This is a genomic window from Candidatus Uabimicrobium helgolandensis (assembly GCF_041508025.1).
GTDB classification, from domain to species: Bacteria; Planctomycetota; Uabimicrobiia; order Uabimicrobiales; family Uabimicrobiaceae; genus Uabimicrobium; species Uabimicrobium helgolandensis.
Genome location: NZ_CP165719.1, coordinates 3,843,935 through 3,865,090 on the forward strand (window position 1 = coordinate 3,843,935; position 21,156 = coordinate 3,865,090).

The 21,156-nt window shown below is 33.8% G+C and carries 15 protein-coding genes; 6 read left to right on the plus strand and 9 right to left on the minus strand.

Annotation, left to right across the window (positions count from 1 at the left end):
- Window positions 1-128: 128 nt before the first annotated feature.
- Entirely contained in the window at window positions 129-524 is a 396-nt protein-coding gene (locus UABHE_RS14050) for an SRPBCC domain-containing protein (protein WP_372370967.1), read from the minus strand.
- A gap of 176 nt (window positions 525-700) precedes the next feature.
- Between UABHE_RS14050 and UABHE_RS14055 the strand changes: the two genes are divergently transcribed.
- Window positions 701-1,027: a YciI family protein gene (locus UABHE_RS14055; protein WP_372370968.1), complete on the plus strand. Its 327-nt coding sequence runs from the start codon at window positions 701-703 to the stop codon at window positions 1,025-1,027.
- Entirely contained in the window at window positions 1,027-2,259 is a 1,233-nt protein-coding gene (locus UABHE_RS14060) for an RNA polymerase sigma factor (protein WP_372370969.1), read from the plus strand. Before UABHE_RS14055 ends, UABHE_RS14060 begins: the two co-directional genes overlap by 1 nt.
- On the opposite strand, the gene UABHE_RS14065 is transcribed toward UABHE_RS14060, so the two are convergent.
- The 3 genes from UABHE_RS14065 to UABHE_RS14075 are packed head-to-tail and all read right to left on the minus strand — an operon-like array spanning window position 2,260 to window position 9,874.
- On the minus strand, window positions 2,260-4,635 hold the full coding sequence (locus tag UABHE_RS14065; RefSeq protein WP_372370970.1) for a protein kinase: 2,376 nt from the start codon (window positions 4,633-4,635) through the stop codon (window positions 2,260-2,262).
- Window positions 4,636-4,662: 27 nt separating this feature from the next.
- Entirely contained in the window at window positions 4,663-8,835 is a 4,173-nt protein-coding gene (locus UABHE_RS14070) for a TAXI family TRAP transporter solute-binding subunit (RefSeq protein WP_372370971.1), read from the minus strand.
- A gap of 28 nt (window positions 8,836-8,863) precedes the next feature.
- Window positions 8,864-9,874: a leucine-rich repeat domain-containing protein gene (locus tag UABHE_RS14075; RefSeq protein WP_372370972.1), complete on the minus strand. Its 1,011-nt coding sequence runs from the start codon at window positions 9,872-9,874 to the stop codon at window positions 8,864-8,866.
- 367 nt (window positions 9,875-10,241) lie between these two features.
- Here UABHE_RS14075 and lon point away from each other — a divergent pair, with 367 nt between their 5' ends.
- The gene (gene lon, locus UABHE_RS14080; RefSeq protein WP_372370973.1) at window positions 10,242-13,109 is read left to right on the plus strand and encodes an endopeptidase La; all 2,868 of its coding nucleotides are present in this window, start codon (window positions 10,242-10,244) and stop codon (window positions 13,107-13,109) included.
- A gap of 158 nt (window positions 13,110-13,267) precedes the next feature.
- Here the strand turns inward: lon and UABHE_RS14085 are convergent, their stop codons facing one another.
- Window positions 13,268-14,167 (minus strand): ChaN family lipoprotein, encoded by a 900-nt coding sequence (locus UABHE_RS14085; RefSeq protein WP_372370974.1) that lies wholly within the window; start codon window positions 14,165-14,167, stop codon window positions 13,268-13,270.
- Between the two features lie 410 nt (window positions 14,168-14,577).
- Here UABHE_RS14085 and UABHE_RS14090 point away from each other — a divergent pair, with 410 nt between their 5' ends.
- Both UABHE_RS14090 and UABHE_RS14095 read left to right on the plus strand, forming a co-directional pair.
- Entirely contained in the window at window positions 14,578-14,772 is a 195-nt protein-coding gene (locus tag UABHE_RS14090; protein ID WP_372371550.1) for a four helix bundle protein, read from the plus strand.
- A 121-nt stretch (window positions 14,773-14,893) separates the two neighbouring features.
- Window positions 14,894-15,727, plus strand: a complete 834-nt coding sequence (locus UABHE_RS14095; RefSeq protein ID WP_372370975.1) for an IS982 family transposase — start codon at window positions 14,894-14,896, stop codon at window positions 15,725-15,727.
- Between the two features lie 244 nt (window positions 15,728-15,971).
- On the opposite strand, the gene UABHE_RS14100 is transcribed toward UABHE_RS14095, so the two are convergent.
- The 4 genes from UABHE_RS14100 to UABHE_RS14115 all read right to left on the minus strand — a co-directional run bounded on the left by UABHE_RS14100 (window position 15,972) and on the right by UABHE_RS14115 (window position 20,238).
- Window positions 15,972-17,246 carry a HEAT repeat domain-containing protein gene (locus UABHE_RS14100; protein WP_372370976.1) on the minus strand — a complete coding sequence of 425 codons (1,275 nt, stop codon included), beginning with the start codon at window positions 17,244-17,246 and terminating at the stop codon, window positions 15,972-15,974.
- A gap of 304 nt (window positions 17,247-17,550) precedes the next feature.
- Window positions 17,551-18,198 carry a PEP-CTERM sorting domain-containing protein gene (locus UABHE_RS14105; protein WP_372370977.1) on the minus strand — a complete coding sequence of 216 codons (648 nt, stop codon included), beginning with the start codon at window positions 18,196-18,198 and terminating at the stop codon, window positions 17,551-17,553.
- Between the two features lie 101 nt (window positions 18,199-18,299).
- The gene (locus tag UABHE_RS14110) at window positions 18,300-19,211 is read right to left on the minus strand and encodes a M14 family metallopeptidase (RefSeq protein WP_372370978.1); all 912 of its coding nucleotides are present in this window, start codon (window positions 19,209-19,211) and stop codon (window positions 18,300-18,302) included.
- Between the two features lie 223 nt (window positions 19,212-19,434).
- Entirely contained in the window at window positions 19,435-20,238 is an 804-nt protein-coding gene (locus UABHE_RS14115; protein ID WP_372370979.1) for a hypothetical protein, read from the minus strand.
- Between the two features lie 80 nt (window positions 20,239-20,318).
- Here UABHE_RS14115 and UABHE_RS14120 point away from each other — a divergent pair, with 80 nt between their 5' ends.
- Window positions 20,319-21,092: a class I SAM-dependent methyltransferase gene (locus UABHE_RS14120; protein WP_372370980.1), complete on the plus strand. Its 774-nt coding sequence runs from the start codon at window positions 20,319-20,321 to the stop codon at window positions 21,090-21,092.
- Window positions 21,093-21,156: the final 64 nt, after the last annotated feature.

A 21,156-nucleotide genomic window follows, 5' to 3' on the forward strand; every position in this document is an offset into this window, starting at 1 on the left:
GATGGAAAAAGAAACTTTGCTTCTTTGATAAATTGTTAGTGAAAGTTTCGCAAACGGGCTCGGGCTCGAAAAAACACACAATATTTTGAATGATGACACGCCCTACTTAAAATCAATTAACTTGTCACCTACTTTTCTAAATAAGCGCGCCACGGTTTCCAGTAGCGTTCTTTCCAACCTTCAACAATACAATTATAATCATGCTGTGGAACATCGACATGAACAAGATCTATCCTGCCTTCATTGTTCTGTTCCGAAAAAGACAAAATAAGTGTTGAATCCACATCTTGCTCTTTAAACGATGGCGAACGCCACGTCTGTACAATAAGCAAGGAATCAACTGTTTGTAGAATTGTTCCTTGTAATTTTCCATCAAAAGCTTTGAATTCAGTACCACTTTCTTTCCCTATAGACTCCACCGGTATACCAGTGAAAGCGCCATGAATTTTCGCATCAAGATACATATCAAATAACTTTTTTGGTGAAGCTGGTAGTACAACGCTGTCATAAATAACGCTTTTCATAATTTTTTCCTTTATATAAATGTTTATTACTATCTGAATTTACAATGGTGTCGAATGGGCACAAAAAAATGAGACAAAAAATTATATTTATTTCATCATTTTTTTTTTATACTCAATATGAGTAAATTCGAAGCGCTTTTATTGCACAATAATTTTTCAATAAAGAGTAAAATATCATGAAAGAATATTTAGTTTTAATTGAAGGAAAAATGGAATCGGACTATGCCGCTGAAAATATGCCTCAACGCATAAAAGAATTTCGCGCATGGGTAGAAGAAATAGGTGACAAGTTTATCTCAGGACAACAATTAGAACAAACAGGCGCATATTTAAAAAATAACAATACATTCTTTGATGGCTCGTTTATCGAAAGTAAAGAAGTCATAGCTGGTTTTGTTATTATTACTGCTGTAGACATTGACGAAGCTATTTCTCTAGCAAAAAGTTCACCTTTTGCAAATCATTTTGCACTTATCGTTCGACCGTTATTAGGAAAGATGTAATGTCTAGGTACAGCTCTGCTGAATTCGAAAAACTTTATCGTTACGAGGCCGTCAAAGTAAAAGCAATTATGACTCGATATGTAGGTATACACAATATAGACGTGGTAGAAGACATTGTTCAAGAAACTTTAGTGGCTGCATTAGAATCGTGGCAGAATAAACTTCCTGATAATCCCGGTGGGTGGTTAATGGATGTCGCTAAGAAAAAATACATTGATTATTTACGGAGAAAAATACATTACGAAAAAAAAATCTTACCACAGTTACAATGTAAGTTTTTAAATACATATCAACAATCAGGTGTTGAAGAGATTAACGATAGTTTGCTACGTACTATTTTTTACTGTTGTCATCCTATTTTACAACAAGAGTCCCAAGTGTGTTTGGCTTTGAAAACTCTATGTGGTTTTAACATAACAGAGATTGCCTCATCACTTGTAACCACAAAAATGAACATAAATAAACGCTTGTTTCGCGCCAAACAAAAACTGCGCAATGAAAATATTTCTTTTGAAATTCCCCAAAAAGCTCTGGAAAAACGCTTAGAATCTGTACTTCTTACTTTAGAGCTTTTGTTTAATGAAGGTTATTTATCCTCTCACCCAAATAAAATTATTCGCACTGAATTATGCAGTGAAGCAATACGCCTTGCACAATTACTTTTAAATCTACTTAACGACCGACCCCAAATCCACGGACTATTAGCACTAATGCATTTGCATATGTCGCGATTTTCTAGTCGTTTAGGTGAACAAAACACTATTATTACTTTGGAAAAACAAAATCGCAGTGGCTGGAACTCAGAACTCATTTCAAAAGGAATATATCATTTACAACAAGCAACGCAAAGTAACACCTTATGCACTCATATATTGAAAGCAGGCATTGCTGCAGAACACTCCTTAGCTCCTGATTTTTCTTCGACAAATTGGTCTAGTATTTGTCGCCAATATCAATTGCTACTTCAAATAGAAAACACACCTATTATACAATTAAACTTTGCTATAGCAGAGTACTTTAACCGGCAAACAGCCAAAGCCTTTAAAAGGCTTCACTATATTGAAAAAAAACTAGACAATTATTTTTTACTACCAGCAACCTTAGGAGAATTATATTTCCGTGAAAACAAACAACTGTTAGCTAAAAAATACTTTGAGCAAGCATTGAAAGCAACAACATCTAGTGCGCAAAAAACTTTTCTTAAAAATAAATTAAGTAGTTTTACCACATAGTTATTCTAATACATAAAGATAGCCATCTGTGCTAGCACAATACAAAATACCATCTTCTATTACAGGCGAAGAAAAGATAATTCCTTGTGTCTCTACATTCCACAAATGTTTACCTGTCTTTGTTAAAGCATAAATAGACTTGTCAACAGCAATATAAATATTATTGTCAGTGATAATAGGAGAAGTTATTCTTTTTTCTTTCACTGTACTTCTAAACATACGAAGCCATACTGATTCACTTTTCTGATCAAGATTGAGTTTTTTCAACAGATTTTCCTTTGGGATTGCTAAGTATTGAGCAGAGTCTTCCACCGCAAAAGATAATCTGGTTCTGATATTCTTCCTCCGAAGGGAAATATTACGTTGATATCTTTTTATCTTACCTGTTATTACATCAATAATATAAAGATCCCCCTCAAAGGCCGGAAGATATATTTTGTCTTTGTGTAATGCAGGACAAGACCACCAGACTTTTCTAAAATCTCGGCTTATAAATTTCTGCTCCCCTGTATCTATATCTAATCCATGGATAGAAGATCTTCCATCCCCTACACAAAAATAAAGAGTGTTATTTTTTGACGAAATTACCGGAGGTGTTTTTATAAAAGGAAAATGTTTTGAGTGCCACAAAAGTTGTCCACTATACATATCCAAACAGTAAAAATAATTACCTCGAGAACAGAAAACAAATCCATTAGCAACTATAATGTGTCTTACAAGAAAAGCATCACTCTCTTTTGTTTGATAGCTCCATTTAACATCTCCAGTTTCAGCGTCTAAACAATGAAGATATTTATTTTCACCAAAAAATATAAAACCATCTGCCCAACATGGACTATGCGTAGAAGACTCTTTTTCATATGATAAAGGAAATACCCAAAGTATTTTTTCTTTCACAACATCTACAGCACGTAAAGTTTCTTTGTTATTATAAAAAACGACATTGTCAACTGCAACCGGAGAGGACTTTCCTCCGCCTTCAAATTTCTTTACTTTAGGCTTCTTATTTATATCTATACTTGTGTATTTTCCACTGCGCTCAATATTCCCGCGAAATACAGCTAATCGCGTTTTTCCTGGCATTTCGCGATAAAAAGTTTGAGATTTTTCTATACGGTTTCCCTTGTTATTGACCACAATAGTCAAAAATTTATTTTCTCCATAATTTAGTGAGGTATCTATTAATAGTTTCTGCTCCTTTAGCTCAACACTGTTATTTTCTGGCAATTCACGATTTAGTGGTAATAATTTATTGTCTTGTACAGCTAACTCTATGCGAAAATCATAAGCTTTTTTCTCTGTAATTTTTTCCAAAATAACTCTTTTGATGTTTCCTGTTACTTTATAGGTAAGTTTTACTAAAGAATTTTCTTTTTTATACGACATTTCTTTTTTTGGATCTATTAGCTCCAAAGAGATATTCGGTTGCAAAACTTGGGATAAAAGTAAATAAACAATCATAGCGAAAATAAAAACAACCAAGATGCTCAACGCGTTTATTAAAACCTTCCATTTATATAAGTACTTTCCACGAATAGACTTTCCTTGCTGAAAAAGTTCAAGATCCTGTATCAATTCTGCTGTATTTTTATAGCGATTCTTAGCATTTTTCTCCAACGCCTTTAAGCAAATAAATTCTAAATCCTTTGGAATTTTCTTTTTTATTTGCCGTGGATTCTTCGGACGTTCATTTAAAATTTGAAAAAGTACACTCACCGAAGAGCCTTCAAATAATTTCTTTTCAGTTAATAACTCGTAAAGAATTACTCCTAAAGAGTAAATATCGCTGCGATAGTCTATCTTAGAAGAATTTCCTTTCGCTTGTTCAGGAGACATATAGTGAACACTGCCAATAATTGCGCCTGTACTCGACAGTTGACTCTTAGAGTCAATCATTTTTGCTAAACCAAAATCCATAACCTTCGGCTCGCCATTGTCGTCGATCATAATATTCGCTAGTTTAAGGTCGCGGTGAATAACACCGATATTATGAATATGCTCAATTGCCCGCGAAACTTTAATCATCAACGATACTATTGATTTTATTGTCATAGGTTTTTGTTGTGCGTGTTCGTCTAAAGAACAACCTTTAATAAGTTCCATAGAAATAAAAGGTCTTTCAATATTGTCAACTCGGTCGTAGACATTAACAATATTTGGATGATTCATCGTTCCCATGAGTTTGGTTTCTCGTCGCAATCTTCTTAAATCTTTATCGCTAATTACTCCCATCAAAAACTTTAATGCTACTTCGCGCTCAAGTCTTTTATCATAAGCTTGGTATACCTGTCCCATACCTCCTTCGCCTATTTTTTTTATTATTTTATAGCGTTGATTTTCTGAAAATAGTTGATCAAATCCATCATTATTTATCACTGTATATCTCCACTTAGGAACTTAGGACTATTTTACGCCTTCATGTAAATAATATTGCGGTATTCGTTTTAACAAGTCTTCGTTGATAATTCCCCAACTAGCATGAGATTTTTGTAGAACATCTTTATTTTTTAATATCAATTCAAATATTCTTTTGATCGTTGCTACTGACTGAGAACGATTTGCAATTAGCAGAGATAATGTATTTAAAACAACTGTGTCTTTTTTCAACCATGGGTATGTTCCCGATTTAATGGTAGTGGTGTCGTATATACCTGTAGATTTTTTTTGAATATTTGCAATCACCTCTGGCTGTAACTCTAAAAGACTAATTACATCAGCATAGCTTTTATCTACTTTTTTAAATAGCGCGACAGGAGCACCAACGGTATAAAACATTGCATCTATTTCACCGCGAAGCAACTTTTGTATAGCTAGTTGCGGCGATGAATAGTCAGGAGTAAGAGTTGCGACATTAACGCCTGCCATATTAAGAAGAATTCCGGCAGTAATAGATGTCCCAGATGAATCGGCTCCAAGGTGTACTGTTTTTCCTTCTAAGTCTTGCAAAGACTTTATTCTAGCATTACGATGAACCAGAATATGGATCTCTTCTGTGCCAACTGGAGTAACCACTGCAACTTGCGATATTTGTTTTTTCAGCTGCGGATCAATGGCTGTTGCTAACCAACTATCAAACTGAGTAAAAGCAATATCAACTTCATTTTTTGCCGTAGTAAGTAAATTTTTAAACGCTCCTGGCGATTTTTTTAATTTCAATATAAAATTCTCTTTTGCAAAGAGCTGCTGCATTGCTCTACCTTTTTCATAGTAAGTTCCTTGTAAATTTCCAACAGCAAAATTCAATGTTTTTGAAACCTGCGTTGATGATAGCTTGTGACTTTCTTTTGCGTTATATAACTGTAAATAAAGAAAGCGAGCATGCGCATATTTCACAAATGGCACAAGATAAATCTTTGTGTAATTGATTGTCTGACCAGGTAATAAGGTTTCCTTTGGATCGAGAAAAACTACTTTAATTGTTTTTCTATTTTGATCCTGAAGATTCGCATTAATTTGTAAATTCGAAATAGCAATTTTATTGTTATTAGTAAAAGAAAAATCGACATACCAATTATTGTTCTCAGTATAAAATTTTGCAACCTTGAGTATACCATTTTTGGTTAGGTGACGATTGATCTTGTTAGTCACTTCTTTAAACTTCGGCCGAAGAGGTTTCCATTTATTTTTTGCACGCAGTAACAGTGAATTGGATATGCTCATTGGAAGTTTAGTGGCCATTTCTTGTATTTGTTTTTTGGTATACGTAAAATCAAGATCTGCAACAAGTATAATTTTTGCAATAATTTGCGAAGGCTGCGTCAGCATCAATTCATTTAAGTCTGCTACCGATAGAGGAGTAAGTTTTTTATCTCCTAAAAAATTCTTTACACGTTTATTTTTAGGAGAGGTAGCAAATGCTAAACAATAGTAGGCATCACTATAAGCCTGTTTTTTTAACAAAAAATATATATGTCCTATGCCAACATAAACATCAAATTGTTCAGAAACATCTGTTTCTAATCGAAGGCGTTCAAAGTAGGTCTCAAGAGCTAATTCGTATTTTTTTTGCTCGCGTGCTAGTGAAGAAATCATACGCAGTATTGCTAGATTAGGTGTCATTTTTTGTTTTTTAAATATTTGTAGTGCCTGTTGATAATGACTTAGTGCTTTAGCAGCGTTTTTCTGATAGCTATAATAAAAACGTGCAACCGTAAGTTCAATTCGTGTATTATTAGGATATTTATCCAAGAGAAGGGTATACTCAATTTCAGCACTCAGGTACTCTTTTCGGTGTAAGTAGTAAGCAATTTTTCCCAAATGCGCTGGTAAAGAGTGGGGATTTATATCAAGAGCTTTTTGATACTGTTCTTTCCCTAGAGTAAAATGTTGCTCTTTATAAAAAATCTGCGCTAGTATTAAATGGGCTTCTACTGCTGAACTTCCTTGAAATTTTATAGCTAATAACGCGTCTTTTCTTGCCTGTTCATAACGTTTTTCTCGCATATAAAGCTGCGCACGAGATACATAAGCTCTACTATTTTCAGAATAAAAACTAACCAAACGATTATAATAAATGAGAGCATTAGCACTATCTTTAATACTTTTGTAATATATACCTAAGGTCGTTAAAGCTGTGAAGTTTTTAGGATTGATATTCAAAGCTTTTTTTAAGTATGAAACAGCTTGATCTTGTGGTTTTTTTCCTCGTGTGCCGCTGAAAACAATATCATGTAATAATGTTTTTCCAAGAAGTGCCCAAAACAAGTCGTTCTCAGGTTGCAAACGCGTAAGTTCTAATAATTCGCGTACAGCACCGCGATACCACTTTTGCGATTTATAATATAAAGCCAGTTTGAAATGATCTGCTACTTCCAGTGGTCGATCGTGAGGATATAAAACTTCGGGAAATTCTTCTACAGCAATAGAAATAGGTAAAGTAATATTATAACCGTGCAAACTACCCGTGTGTATAGCAGTGTTTACACCAACAACTCCCCCTAAGTTCAAATCATAACAAGGCCCTCCAGAGTTTCCAGAAGTAATTTGAGCGTCAATATAAATAACATCTAATTTCCCATAAATATTTTCAACTAAACGAATTATTGTTCCCTCTGTTATAGTAATGTCATTACCACCAAAAACATCTGTGCGCGGAAAACCAAGTGCTAGTATACGATCACTTTCTAAAGTATGCTTAGGCATTGCAATTGGCAAAAATGCGTGCCCTTCGCCTTCTATTTTTAAAAGTGCAATATCTTTTCTTACAGGTTTTTCCTGGTACCAGGAAGCCACTAAACGCGCCTGTACTTTTTTCTTCGCAACTCCAGAATCCCAAGATACATATAAATTCTTTGCTTGTTTGCGATTGTTTTTGTGGTTGTAGCAAACATGATGGTTGGTAATGATATATCCACTAGGATGAATAAACCACCCTGTTCCTGTTCCTCGTTGGTTATTATCATATTCAGCATGAACAAGTACTGTGGCTTCTTTGGCAGTCTGTACAACCTCACTAGTAACTACTCTTTGTTCCTTGCGCTTATTAATAAATCTACTCGGAAAAAATTGCATGTTTTTTTGTATCTGTTGCCAATATCTATTGTAATTTGTTGCGGAAAGTTTCACTAACACAAAAAACTGAACATAGTTTTTTTGGGTAAAGTGAATTTCAATATCTTCTTTTTTTTCATCTACAGAAAAGTAAGCTTTAACAACTTTGTTCCCATTTTGCTCATAAATAGAAAATGATTTTTCTTTTAAATTGCTATTTCTATCCAAAAAAGCTGGAAGTGCACTTTTATATTGCTCTGTAATCGTCAATAGACGCGTTTCGTTTTCATTAAAAAACGTTTCTATACAAATTTCATCTTTATTGTCAGCTGTAAATATCGTAGAAAAAAAGCCGTCTTGAGTTTCATGAGAAATACGCCATGCTTGTGGATATTGTAAACTAAATAAACTCGTTATATCGCGATATAAAGAAAAGTTATTGGGATTAGATTGCTTTTTCGCAAAATCTTTTGCACTATCAGATACATTTTCAAATTCATTTGTTCCATATTTTTGTTGATATTTTTTTACCTGATTGTGCAATTCGTTAATTTCTAATTGGTATTTCTGTATTAGAGCGTCTTTTTTCAAGATCTCTTTCTCGTAAGTACTAATCTTTTTAAGCTGTTTTTCCCAATAAATTTCTTTTTGTTCTTTATTTTTATAAGGTCTTGTAAAAAAAGTTAAACCTTTTACAAGCCCAAATGATAGTGATTGTTTTTTTCCAGATAACATACTCTTAGTTACAATAAAATCGGTACTTCCAATAGCATCGCTCTTTTGCAAGTCTTTATCCAAAATTGAAAATTGCATTTTTTGATTTTCATCAATAGAAATTTCCGTAGATATAGTATTTTCTATCTCAAAAGTATCTTGAAACTTTTCGCTATTGAAAATATTAATCCATTTGCTATTTTGCCAGATAGAAATAGCCACGATAATATCAGGTTTCCCATAAAAACCATCCCAATGCTTTCCAGCCTCATTTTTCTTTTCAATTTCAACATGTGAAATATAAACAAACTGCTCACTCGCAATCAATATCGGAAATAAAAACAAAAAAGTATACATTTTCCATTTATTCATGACAACCCACCTACTCAAACAGAGATAACTACACATCTACTTTACAATTAGGTAAAAAAGATATTACCTTTTCCTTCTGAATATCATTTAGCTTGTTGCTTTTCAAACCCAAATATTTTAAGTTCCGCAAATTTGATATGAATGGCGCAACATAAGTAAGTTCGTTAAACGAGAGATCTAATCTTTCTAGAGTTTCTAAATAACCAAGATGATACGGAAAAAGTTTTATTCTATTATGTGAAAAATCCAATTCCTTTAGATTTTTCATTTTTGAAAAATTACGTGGTATGGAACCGATACAATCATAGTAAAGACCTTCGTTTTCCTCCGGCCAAAAATAAGAATAACCGATTCGATTAGAAGCTAAATTCAATTTCTCAAGATGTTTTAGCTTATATAATTCATGAGGAATTAAATGAATTAAACAATTGCTTAAATCTAGCTCTCGAAGATTTCGTAACTGAACAATTTCCTCAGAAAAGCGGGCAACAGATGTTTCAGTTTCAGTCCAGTTAATAGCACCGCTTGATCTAGGAGCCTCGATTCCCCAACGACCATAACAGTCTTCTGGTATTCCCTGTACAGAAGCAAAAAAATCCCACTCTTCTGGATACTCGTAACTGCGAAATTTAGCTACTTTTCCTAAATGTAAAACCTGTAAGCTATGCAAATTAAATAATTTTTCAGGCATAAACAAAACGTTTAACCAAGTCAACTGGCAAATATGTGTACCTTGGATAAATTCGAGACTATTATCTACGGACCTAGCTTGTTCTCTTATTTTCATCATTTGCAAATGAGAAATGTAACCACCATTCATATCAATGTGAGACATTTCTTGTAATACTAGTTTATTAAAATTGCAATTCTGAAATTGACACTTTACAATCCATTCCATCACCACTTCTTCACCGCGAAAACTACAATTTTCAAACCGGCAATTACCCAGAAACGCAACAGGTTCATCTAAGTAAAAAGTACAATTAATATATCTTGTGTCATGTTGTAGTTTTTTTATGACTTGACTCTTTATTTCCAAAATATTCCTCTATATAACTAAAATAGATTTTATCCATTAAAAGATGTCTTTTATAGGTCATAATAACAAAACATGTGTCAAATATGAGCTAAAAATAAATATCAATTAGTCATAGAAATAAAAAATTGTATTTTTTGAAATTCCCAGAGTCATAAAAATTTTATTCAAGGCACTAGAACCTAAACTCCTATTTTACTACGTAAAAAACCAAAACACACAAATATTTAACTTTCATTTAATTCAAAAAAATACTTCCAGGTTTTTACACAATGATTTCTTTTAACATCGCGGCATTATTTTTGCTACAGCAATATTAGTATAAATTCTAATGCTTGAAAATTGTTTGTTAAGATTACAGGAGATGGTAATGAGCACTGAAGACAAAAAATCGGAAAATAAACCAGAACGAGAAAACTCTCAAGATAAACAGCAAATAAGTAATAAATCCAAGCCATCTAGCCAAGGTGGAAAAGATTGCACACCAGACTCCGACAAAACTCAAAATAGCTCTCACGATGATATAAACGAATTAGTAGAACACAAAACTCAAATACCCAACAAGAGTTTATCTAAAGATGAAAAAAATCATTCATCAGAAAACAAAGTTCCAAATAACTCTCATGACGAGATAAACGAATTAATAGAAAACAAAATTCAAATTTCCAAAACTCAACTAGACAATAATAATTTATCTAAAAAAGAAAAAGACATACCTGCTCTCAATAAGCTAGATGATAACGATTTTGAAAATGAAAACACATTATTAAAAGATGAAATAGAATATTCAAAGGAACAATTAGATAAAATTACCGAAGCTCTTACTGCCAACCAAAACATATCGGAAATAAACGATAAAATAAACAATGAGCTAAACGAAGATGAGCTCAACGATCAACTCATCGTTGCCTCAGAAATTTTACCCGAGACTATGCCTATTATACCAATTTTAGATATACCATTATTTCCAAAAATGTTAATTCCTCTAGTAATTAGTGACGATTCTCTCAACAAAACAGTTGAACTACTTAAAAAGAAGGAACAGGCAATAGTTGGAGTTGTGTTAGCAAAAGATTCTCAAAAAGAGTTATTAGATTCAGAACTTTATGAGTATGGAACAGCCGCGCGTGTACACAAAATATCGACAGTTGACGAGGAGCATGTTCAAATCATGCTTGAAGGTGTATGCCGCATTCGAAAAGTAAATCAAAAAACAACAAAGCCAGTCATACATTGGGATGTAGAACATATACACGATATGAAAGGCACACCCGACGACGAGTTAAAAGCTCATACTATGGCCATTATTTCTTCGGTAAAAGAACTGTTAAAATTAAATCCTTTATTTCAAGAACAACTAAAACTATTTATTTCACATATATCTTATGATGACCCTGGACCAGTCATTGATTTAGTTTCCTCTATGACAACTGCCCCTCCAGAAAAAAGACAAGACTTACTGGAAACTTTAGATCTCATTAATCGCGCACAAAAACTTCTCATACTGCTACAAGAAGAAATTCAACTTGCACAATTACAAGAAAAAATACGCAAAAATATAGAAAGTAAAATAACAGAACAGCAAAAAGAATTTTTCCTACGCGAACAATTAAAAGGCATAAAGAAAGAACTTGGTTTAGAAAAAGATGACAAAGTTACTGACGTCGAAAAATTCACAAAAAGACTAGAAAATTTGACTCTTTCTCAAGAAGCACAAGAAATTTTTGATGAAGAAATCGAAAAATTTAAAACCTTAGAGAGAACCTCTCCAGAATATCATGTGTGTCGAAATTACTTAGATTGGATTAGTTTACTTCCTTGGGGCGTTTTCAGTGATGACAATTTAGATATTAAAAAAGCACAAGAAATTTTAGATGCTGATCATTACGGATTAGAAGATGCCAAGGACCGAATATTAGAGTTTTTGAGTTTGATCATAAAAACCAAAAAAGTAAATGGCGGAATTCTATGTTTTGTAGGCCCTCCAGGTGTTGGTAAAACTTCCATTGGAAAATCTATAGCCAAAGCTCTAGGACGCAAATTTTATCGTTTTTCTGTTGGTGGAATGCGCGACGAGGCTGAAATTAAAGGACACCGTCGTACATACATTGGCGCGATGCCAGGAAAAATTATCCAATGTTTAAAAACTTTGAATGTACAAAACCCTGTGGTTATGTTGGATGAAATAGATAAAATCGGCACTAGCTTTCGCGGTGATCCAGCATCTGCCTTGTTAGAGGTTTTAGATCCTGAGCAAAACCAAGAGTTCTTAGATCATTTCCTCGACGTGCGTTTTGACTTGTCGAACATATTATTTTTAACAACCGCAAATCAATTAGATACAATACCTGCACCACTACTTGATCGTATGGAGATCATTAAACTTTCAGGATATATCCTTGAAGAAAAGCTAAATATCGCCAGTGACTTCCTAATAAAAAAACAACTTGAAAATCATGGTCTCGAAAAAGAAGACATAAGCATAAACGAAAATATGCTCAGATTCATTATTGATGGATATGCACGTGAAGCAGGTGTCAGAAATTTAGAAAAACTTATTGCCAAAATTATGCGTAAAGTTTTGCGTAAACACGCAGAGGGCGAAGAAAATTCTGTACATATTTCTAATAAGGATAGTGTAATTAGCTACCTCAAACAACCGCAATTTACCCAAGAAGAGCTATACAACAAAAACGTCTATGGGGTTGCATTGGGCCTTGCATGGACAAGCATGGGAGGAGCGACATTATACATAGAAGCATCAGCGAAAAATTCGAAAAATGGCGGCTATAAACAAACTGGACAATTAGGAAAAGTAATGGAGGAGTCATCGCATATTGCCTACTCTTACATTTGTTCACAAGCTTCAAAATGGGGTATTAACGCTCGATATTTTGATAAACACTTTATACATCTTCATGTTCCCGCGGGTGCAACTCCTAAAGATGGTCCTTCTGCTGGAATTACCATGGCAACGGCTCTTTACTCTCTTGCAAAAGAACAGCCAATAAAACCAGATGTTGCTATGACAGGAGAACTAACGCTAACGGGTAAAGTTTTGCCTATTGGTGGTGTGAAAGAAAAGATGATTGCTGCTAAGAGAGTTGGCATTACCACAATTATTCTTCCACTTGAGAATAAAAAAGACTTTGAAGAGTTACCAGAGAAAATAAAGGAAGGTATCGACTGCCATTTTGCCGATTATTTTAGCGACGTGCTGAAAGTTGTATTTGCATAGAATATCTACAAGAAATTTTTTTTACGTAAAGAAAATTTCACTTTATGTGATATTCTCACTTCGCAAGCTTTCCTCTCCCTGTTACGGGAGAGGACTCATACATTCCTCTTATAAAAAAATGGTTATGAGTTGCGAATTTAACCAAGTGTAACCAAATACTACTTTCGTAATTTCGATAAAATTTGCTGTGCTATACTACTTCTTGAAGAAGTTTTGTTTGCAGGCGCAAATAGAATAAAGTCACCTTTGTGACTATGCTCATGTGGATTAAATTTAGCGCTATCCACAGGCACAATTGAAATTACCGTACTTTTGGTGTTCGGCATCAGTGCATTCACTTTTTCAACTAATCCCAACGATTCATCGCTATGAAAAGCTCCTGTATATGAAATGACTGTTGTATTTGGTTTGCCTTTTAAGAAAGAAACGATAGATTCAGCCATAGTGTCATCTTTTAAACACTGTGAACGATAATAACGTTCAACCAAAGCCGGAGGAACATGCCCACCCATAACTTCGTAAAATTTATCGCGATATTTTCCCTTAAGTGCTTTTATTTCCGTTGCCATATAACTTTTTTCAGCATCAGGCATAGTCGCGAGAGCTGGCTCTTTGTCTTTTGCCACAAAAGAAGCATAACGCCGCGGAACATTCATCGCTAATACTGACAAATGATATAGTCGAGAAAATTCGATAAGTGGTCGATAATCTGCTGCATAATTACCCCACGGCCGACTATTTTTTAGAAAAAAAGATTCGGTGATTTCTTCCGACAAGTATCCATCAATAATATTTTGTGTATCGCGTTCAAACATTTCCAAAGCAATGGCAACATTTGCATTTTTAGAAAAAAGCTTTTCAAGTAGCATCAACTCTATTTTGTGTCCCCACACATGGTCGTGTAGTTCTCCAACATAAACAACTTGGCTGTCTGACATTTCTTGTTCCAACTTTTCCCAACTCATCCAGCCTTTACTCTGACTATCGTATATTTTTGGCCACTCTTCTGCAATAGCAACAGTTGCAATAAGTAGCGCACAAAGAACTAGTCTTTTCAATAGTTTCCCCTTGTATAAAATATTCTTTTACATGTGAAATTCTGTTTAGTATAAACTATTTTGCATAATAAATCTAGAATGTATACATGTTGTAAAATAGAAATTATTTTATGCTGCATTTGGGTTTGCTGCGGCATACTCCCGAACTTTATATTTTTATCATACTGATTAATTTATTACTAACCCAAGTTGCGACCTATAAAAGTTATCGTACAGTCTGGTATAATTACTCTTACAAATTCGATGTGCGCAGTTCGAATCTCGTGAGATGCAGTCGTGGCACATGGCACGAAGTAAGGGTAATGCAATGAATTTTAATCATGAAAGATTAGATGTATATCAAGTATCACTAGAATATACAAAAGAAACATTTAATGTGATGGAGAAAATGCCATCAGGTTACAGTTAATATAGCAGAAGGCAATGCCAAATTTAGCAAAAAAGAGAAAGTAAGGTTTTTCTCTATGGCAAGAGCATCAGCAAATGAATGTAGTGCAGTATTCGATGTTGCTAAGATAGCCCAAATAATAGACTCAAAAGAAAAAGAGAAAATCAAAAAACTACTCTATAGAATAATTTGTATGCTTTCAAAGTTAATAGTCTAATTTTCGCACATGGAATATCGATCCACGACCACGAACCTCAAAAATCGAATTGCACACATCGTTTTTTTATACTGTTATAACGACTCTTCTCTTAAAGTAGGAAAACAAGAAGGAGAAAGTCATGGAAAAAGAAATTATAATTGTTTTCTGTATATGTGATGAGATAACACAAGCACTCAAGATTGTAGAAGATCCTCAAGTTAAAATGACTAATTCAGAAATTATGACAACAGCATTAGTTTCTATGCTCTACTTTTCTGGCAACTTTGAAAAAGGACGAAACTTTTTAGCTGAACATGGCTACATCAAAAAAATGCTAAGTAAAAGTCGTTTCAATCGCCGCATACGTGCTATTGGTGAAAATGTATGGCTTTCTCTTTTTCATTTGTTTGCTGAAATTAGTAAGCGAAACAATCTGCGAGATTATATCATAGATAGTTTCCCTATTCCGGTCTGTGACAATATTCGCATTAGTCGTTGCAAAATATACAATACACAAGATCATCGGGGTTGTGTTGCAAGCAAACGTCGTTATTTTTTCGGTTTGCGGGTTCATATGCTCGTCACCAAAACTGGTTTACCAGTTGAGTTTTTGCTTGCTCCTGGTGGCTGCAATGATTGTCGTGTTCTCAAACAATTTCAATTAGATATCCCTGAAAACTCTTTTGTTTTTGCTGATAAATCTTACAACGACTACTCTTTCGAAGATATTGTTTCCGAAGCTCTTAATGTCTCTATCTTACCTCAGAGAAAGAAAAATTCTAAAAGGGCTTTTTCCCGAGCTACTGAGTTTATTCAAAAAGTTACCCGTAAAAGGATTGAAAATACTTTTAGTCAGATCACTTCTTTTTTTCCAAAGAAAATTCATGCTGTTACCTCTTATGGATTTGAGTTAAAAGTTGTCCTTTTTGTTCTCGCTTTCACTTTTTCTTGTTATTTTTATCATACTGATTAATTTATTACTAGTACTACAGTTGTAATTAAAATAACAAATAGGTAGCTATAAAAATTAGACACTCTGTAGGTCTTATTTTATCGATAGCTGTTTACAAATAGCAAAAAATACTGTTATTTGTAAACAGCTAGAAACACCGAAAAATAAGGAACTGTACTTAGTTACAACTGTAGTACTAGCAATCCCAACTCTTATTTTTGTGGATTTATGTTTGGCCAATTTATGTAAAAAAGAAATAGTGTTTTTATTTCTGGCTTGTTTTATTTAAAAGCCTTTCCTTTTGTAAAATAGCAACCCATTCACGTGCTTTGGTAAAACCTTTCTCAAATTTTTTAGAGACTACCATATTACGCATAACCATTTCATACAAATGATATTGTTTTTGCTTGATAGGTTTGTAACGGTGCGGATAACGATACTGACTATAACTTATTATATTGTAATAAAATTGGTGTATTTTTTCTTGATGGCTTGCTGTAATGAGGTAAGGAATATGGCTATATGTGCTCCATTTGTTTTCGATATGCACTAATTGTGTTTCTAATCTTTTTATAGCATCTATAGTTACACGTTGAATATCTTTGTCAGTTGAAGATAAAAAGTCAGTAAAAGAAGAGAACACCAACAGAGGTTCCATTACCATTAGTTCCAAAGTAAGATTTTTTAAGTTACTATTATAACGACGTTTTTTTTCAAATTCACGAAAGGCTTTCTGGCTCTTGCATATCTCAATAAATTTTTCGGTTAGGTCAGGAGCAAAACCATTGATAAACGCTTTGTGTGAACCCAATGTATCGATCGCTTCTTGATCGCTATAATGTGATAAAGCAGATGCTGCGGACATACGCGTTCGACCATTTAGTGATTGGTCATTTAGACATTGAATGAGAAAACCAAGAATCTGTTTGTTGGGTGACAAACGTCCGAGACCTTTTACAAAAAGATAGGGAGAAAAAGAGCCGATTTTTGTAATATCCAGATATTCATCCTTCATATCAAAGTTTGAAATACTAGAAAAAATAGGTGTATAGTCGTCATTGGCAATACACATAATTTTAAAAAGCCATGCCTCCTTTTTCGGTAGAATAGATTTGATTGACTTTAAATTTTCAATCGAAAAACTGGAGTATGTCTTTCCTGTGATTAGGTCTTTGGTGAAACCACCAATCGTCGTTGATCTAACTAAACAACCATTTGGACAATATTCAATAGGCGTCATGTCAATTAGATGCTTCTTAAGAAAAGAAATAGCTTTGATTTTTTTCCTTTGCCATAGACCTAAAATTCCCATTGCCCTATAAATAGGATTTTTGCTGGTTGTCATGTACTCAAAATCTTTATTTGTTGCAACTTTCATAAATTCTTGGGAAAGTGTGTAAAATTGCCCTGGCATTGCTGCAAATCCTGTATGCTTTCCATAAACACCGTTTACTTTTCTTAACTCATCAAGTAAATTTGGGATCTTGGTATCTTGAGCACAAACAATCGAAATAAAAACTACCACTAGTATATATTTCATATTTAATCTCCAAAAATATACAGTAAAAGTAATTATAGAACACCCAAAGAGGTTTCAAAATTCCTCTTATACTTTCCTGTATAGAGTACAAATTTTTGAAAATATTCATATTATACATGGATGGCACTACATTTTTTCAATTATTGAAAAGTAGTCCCAAAGAACAGATTTGATTATAGATGGTATGGTGGGTAAAGCGATTGATTTTTTAAATAGAAATATTAAAAGCGGCAACAGACAACTAACAATTTATTCTTTTGTCTGAAATATCTCATTGATAGACGAAACTCTACAATACGAATGATCAAACGTTTTGCTTTGGTATTTTTTGGTGATATTCTTTTTTGCGTTTAAAAAATATACACGCGCCAAGAATCCCTAGAAGAAAGTAAATAGAAGGCTCAGGTACCGCGGCAACAAAGTCGATATTCAAATTATCAAAAGCAACATTTGCATCTGTACCGTTGTTGGGGATGGTAATTGAAAATCCAATATCCTGCCCCAAGAAAAGATTGTCACTAGTAATAGTATAATTGTAAGTAAATTCTTCGAAAGTACCTGATGCTGGTAAGGGAGTATCAGACGAATCAAAAGCAAGTAAGTTTCCTCCTGCTGTTAAACCAAGGTCTGTAGCTGGATCAAAACTAGCGAGTGGTCTATTGTTAAAGTCTCCAACATCTATAGTTACAACGTAATTGCCTACTTCTAATGGTGTGCCTGCGAAAGTGATAGTATTTGTTCCATTAAATTCTGGGCTTAGATTATTGAAATGCATTAATTCATTTCCTGCTGTAGGAACTAATCCTGCTACAGCACCTAAAAATTGAATATCAGAAACCCCAAGATCCCATTCACCATTGTCATCGATGACAGAAGAGGCTATAATTTCGGCATTAGCTACAAGTGAAAACGCAAAAATAATTGCGAATAAAAATATATTTTTTTTAGACATACATTGCCCCATAGAAAATAAATTCTAGGCTGTTTGTTTATTACTTGAATTAGTTATATACAATATAATAATTTAAATTTCAAAATAACTCTAGCCAAAATTTATTTTCCTTCAACCGACTCCACTACAAATGGCTTGCGTCGTTTTATTTTACTGCATTCTTGCAAAAAATATATAATGCTATTTTCAACAATATCAAATTTTTTGCGCTGATAAGAAAGTTCAAAAGTAAAAGAATATATACCAAGAACTCCGTAGGTCCAGTCAATTGTGTATCCTGATCCGTTGCGCACTACGTCAATAATTTGATGTCTTTTTGGGTATTGTGAATAACGGTCCATCACATGATGAAGAGTTTGATACAACCATTTGTACTCTTTGTTTATCGGATGGTCAATAACACCAAAAGCTGTAAATATCATATCAGCACTCATATGATAGTCAGCGTAAATTGTTATAGATTTGCGTTGTAGTAAAAAGTCGCGAACCGCTTGCGATTCTGGCTCGGAAAAGGCAGAATCGCCAATATAATAACTACTTTTTTTCTGACGAACGTTCTTGAAACGCGTTCCCCAGTTTTCTCCCCAATGATAACCAAAATTTCTATTGAGGTCAACACCAGTAGCATTTTTGCGCGAACCGCGGACAACACCGTCCGGATTTACCATTGGCTGCACCCAGATTATTGTTGATTTCAAAAGCGAAGCAATATCCCGCTGTTCGCGCTTTTGTAAAAAACCCTTTAGAGCTTCTAAAAGTGCAAAATGACTATATTCGTGACCATGAATAGAAGCTCCTAGATAAATAGCAGGAAGGTCATTGTTTTTCGATGCGCTAATACGCAGAACAGTTAAATCGCGTTTTTCAACAGATTTACCGATAAGCATTTTACTTACTAAACTAGGATATTTTTTTTGCAGATAGTCGATTGTGTCCACAACATACTTATATTCTTCTTGCGAAGCGTTAATTGATACAAAATTAATTAGCATTATTAAAATGATTTTTCTCATTTGATATCCTGCTTTTAGAAAAATCTAGAATAGAATATAGAAAAAGCGGTACACTCAATTACTCTTCTCATAAAAAGTAAATGTATTAAAAAGCGCTAAAAAATGCCGTTCTGGTTCGAACACTAAAACATACACGCTAGCATATCGGATGTTTTACAAAATATATCATTTCTTAGAAAAATAGCCGGTAAAGTCAGTACAAGAAATCGCACACATTCATATTCTAACAATGCATAAAATTTGTAAAGGATTCTTGGTTATTACCTGCGACAAACATTCGCGTCCAGTCTACTAAATAAAGTTTTTCATCTTTTAAAAATGCATTCATCTGCGATGAAAATGGCTCAACTAACGCATTTGCCATAGCTATAACGTTTAGAAAACAAATATGATTGTTGTCATTCAATTGCCCCCAGAAAATCCAATTGGATTCTGTTGCTAAAGCAAAACCATTCTCAATGACTCCATAGCTGCTGCTAAAACCAACGCTATTGTAACGCATTTTAATTTCAAAATGTTTTTCTAGATGTTCAATTAAAAGAGTTTTATCTCCCAGTGGAGAAAGAATCAATTTTCTCAGATGCATATTCCTAAACCCAGCGCTTTCTCTTTCATTTTCATAAACATTACGGATTTGAGAAAGTTCTTCATTTATATTTTTGAGAAAACGAGCTTCTAAACACTCCACTTGCCGCCAATCATCTTCTAATAACACAAGAGTTCCTTCAGTTGTATCACTTTCTATAATATTCGGGATATCTTCACTAATAGAAGGTAAACTATACAATATCTTTTTAGGGTCCATCACTTCTGTTTTGGATAAAAATAATTTTACTTTTCCGCTTTCTTGAAATTCTGATTTTTCAGAAGGTAGCGCTTCAGAAATTACCCAATGAGAGTCAGAGAAGTGAATTGCTGTATCTTTTTCAAAAACATCGGGTAACTGCTCTAAAGATTTACTTACAGTCTTAAGCAATTTCTTATTTATAAAGTCATAAAACTCAATACTAATTTCATTTTGTTTCATCTTAAGAATACCTAAAAAATTATTAAGGTTTATCAACGGAAAACTTGAGATATTATATACAAAACAAGAAAGGAATTAAAATGGATATTGTAGAACACAATAGAAAAGCGTGGAATAGCTACTCGAAAAATGGAAATCGTTGGAGTATTCCAGTAACAAGCGAAGAAACGCAAAGCGCAAGAAATGGGAATTGGAATATTATTTTAACACCAAACAAAAATGTTCCGCGTGAGTGGTTTGGAGATATCGCAGGAAAAAAAATACTATGCCTAGCTTCTGGAGGAGGACAACAAGCCCCCATTCTTGCTGCAGCAGGTGCAGATGTGACTAGTTTTGATAATTCAGAAGAACAGCTACAAAAAGATCAGCTGGTTGCTAAACGTGACTCATTATTAATAAAATGCGTTCGCGGAGATATGGCTGATCTATCTGTTTTTGAAAATGAAAGCTTTGATCTTATTTTTCATCCAGTATCTAATGTATTTGTGGAAAATATAGCTCCTGTTTGGAAAGAGTGTTTTCGCGTACTAAAACCTCAAGGACGTTTATTATCAGGTTTTATGAATCCATTTTTCTTTTTGTTTGACTACCAAGAAATGGAAAAAACAGGGGAAATGATAGTAAAACATAGTTTACCCTACTCCGATATTAAAAGTTTAGAAAAAGAAAGAATGGAAGAACTCGCTCGTAATCAATCAGCTTTAGAATTTGGTCACACTTTAGAACAACAAATAGGAGGACAACTCAAAGCAGGTTTTGTTCTTAGCAGTTTATACGAAGACGACTGGAGCGACGAAGCTACTCCCTTGAATAAATATAGCACAACATTTATCGCTACTTTAGCGGTAAAATAGACACAACTCTGTGCAAAAGATCATTAAGCTAAGCTTGGTTCACAACCATTTTGTTTTTTACAAA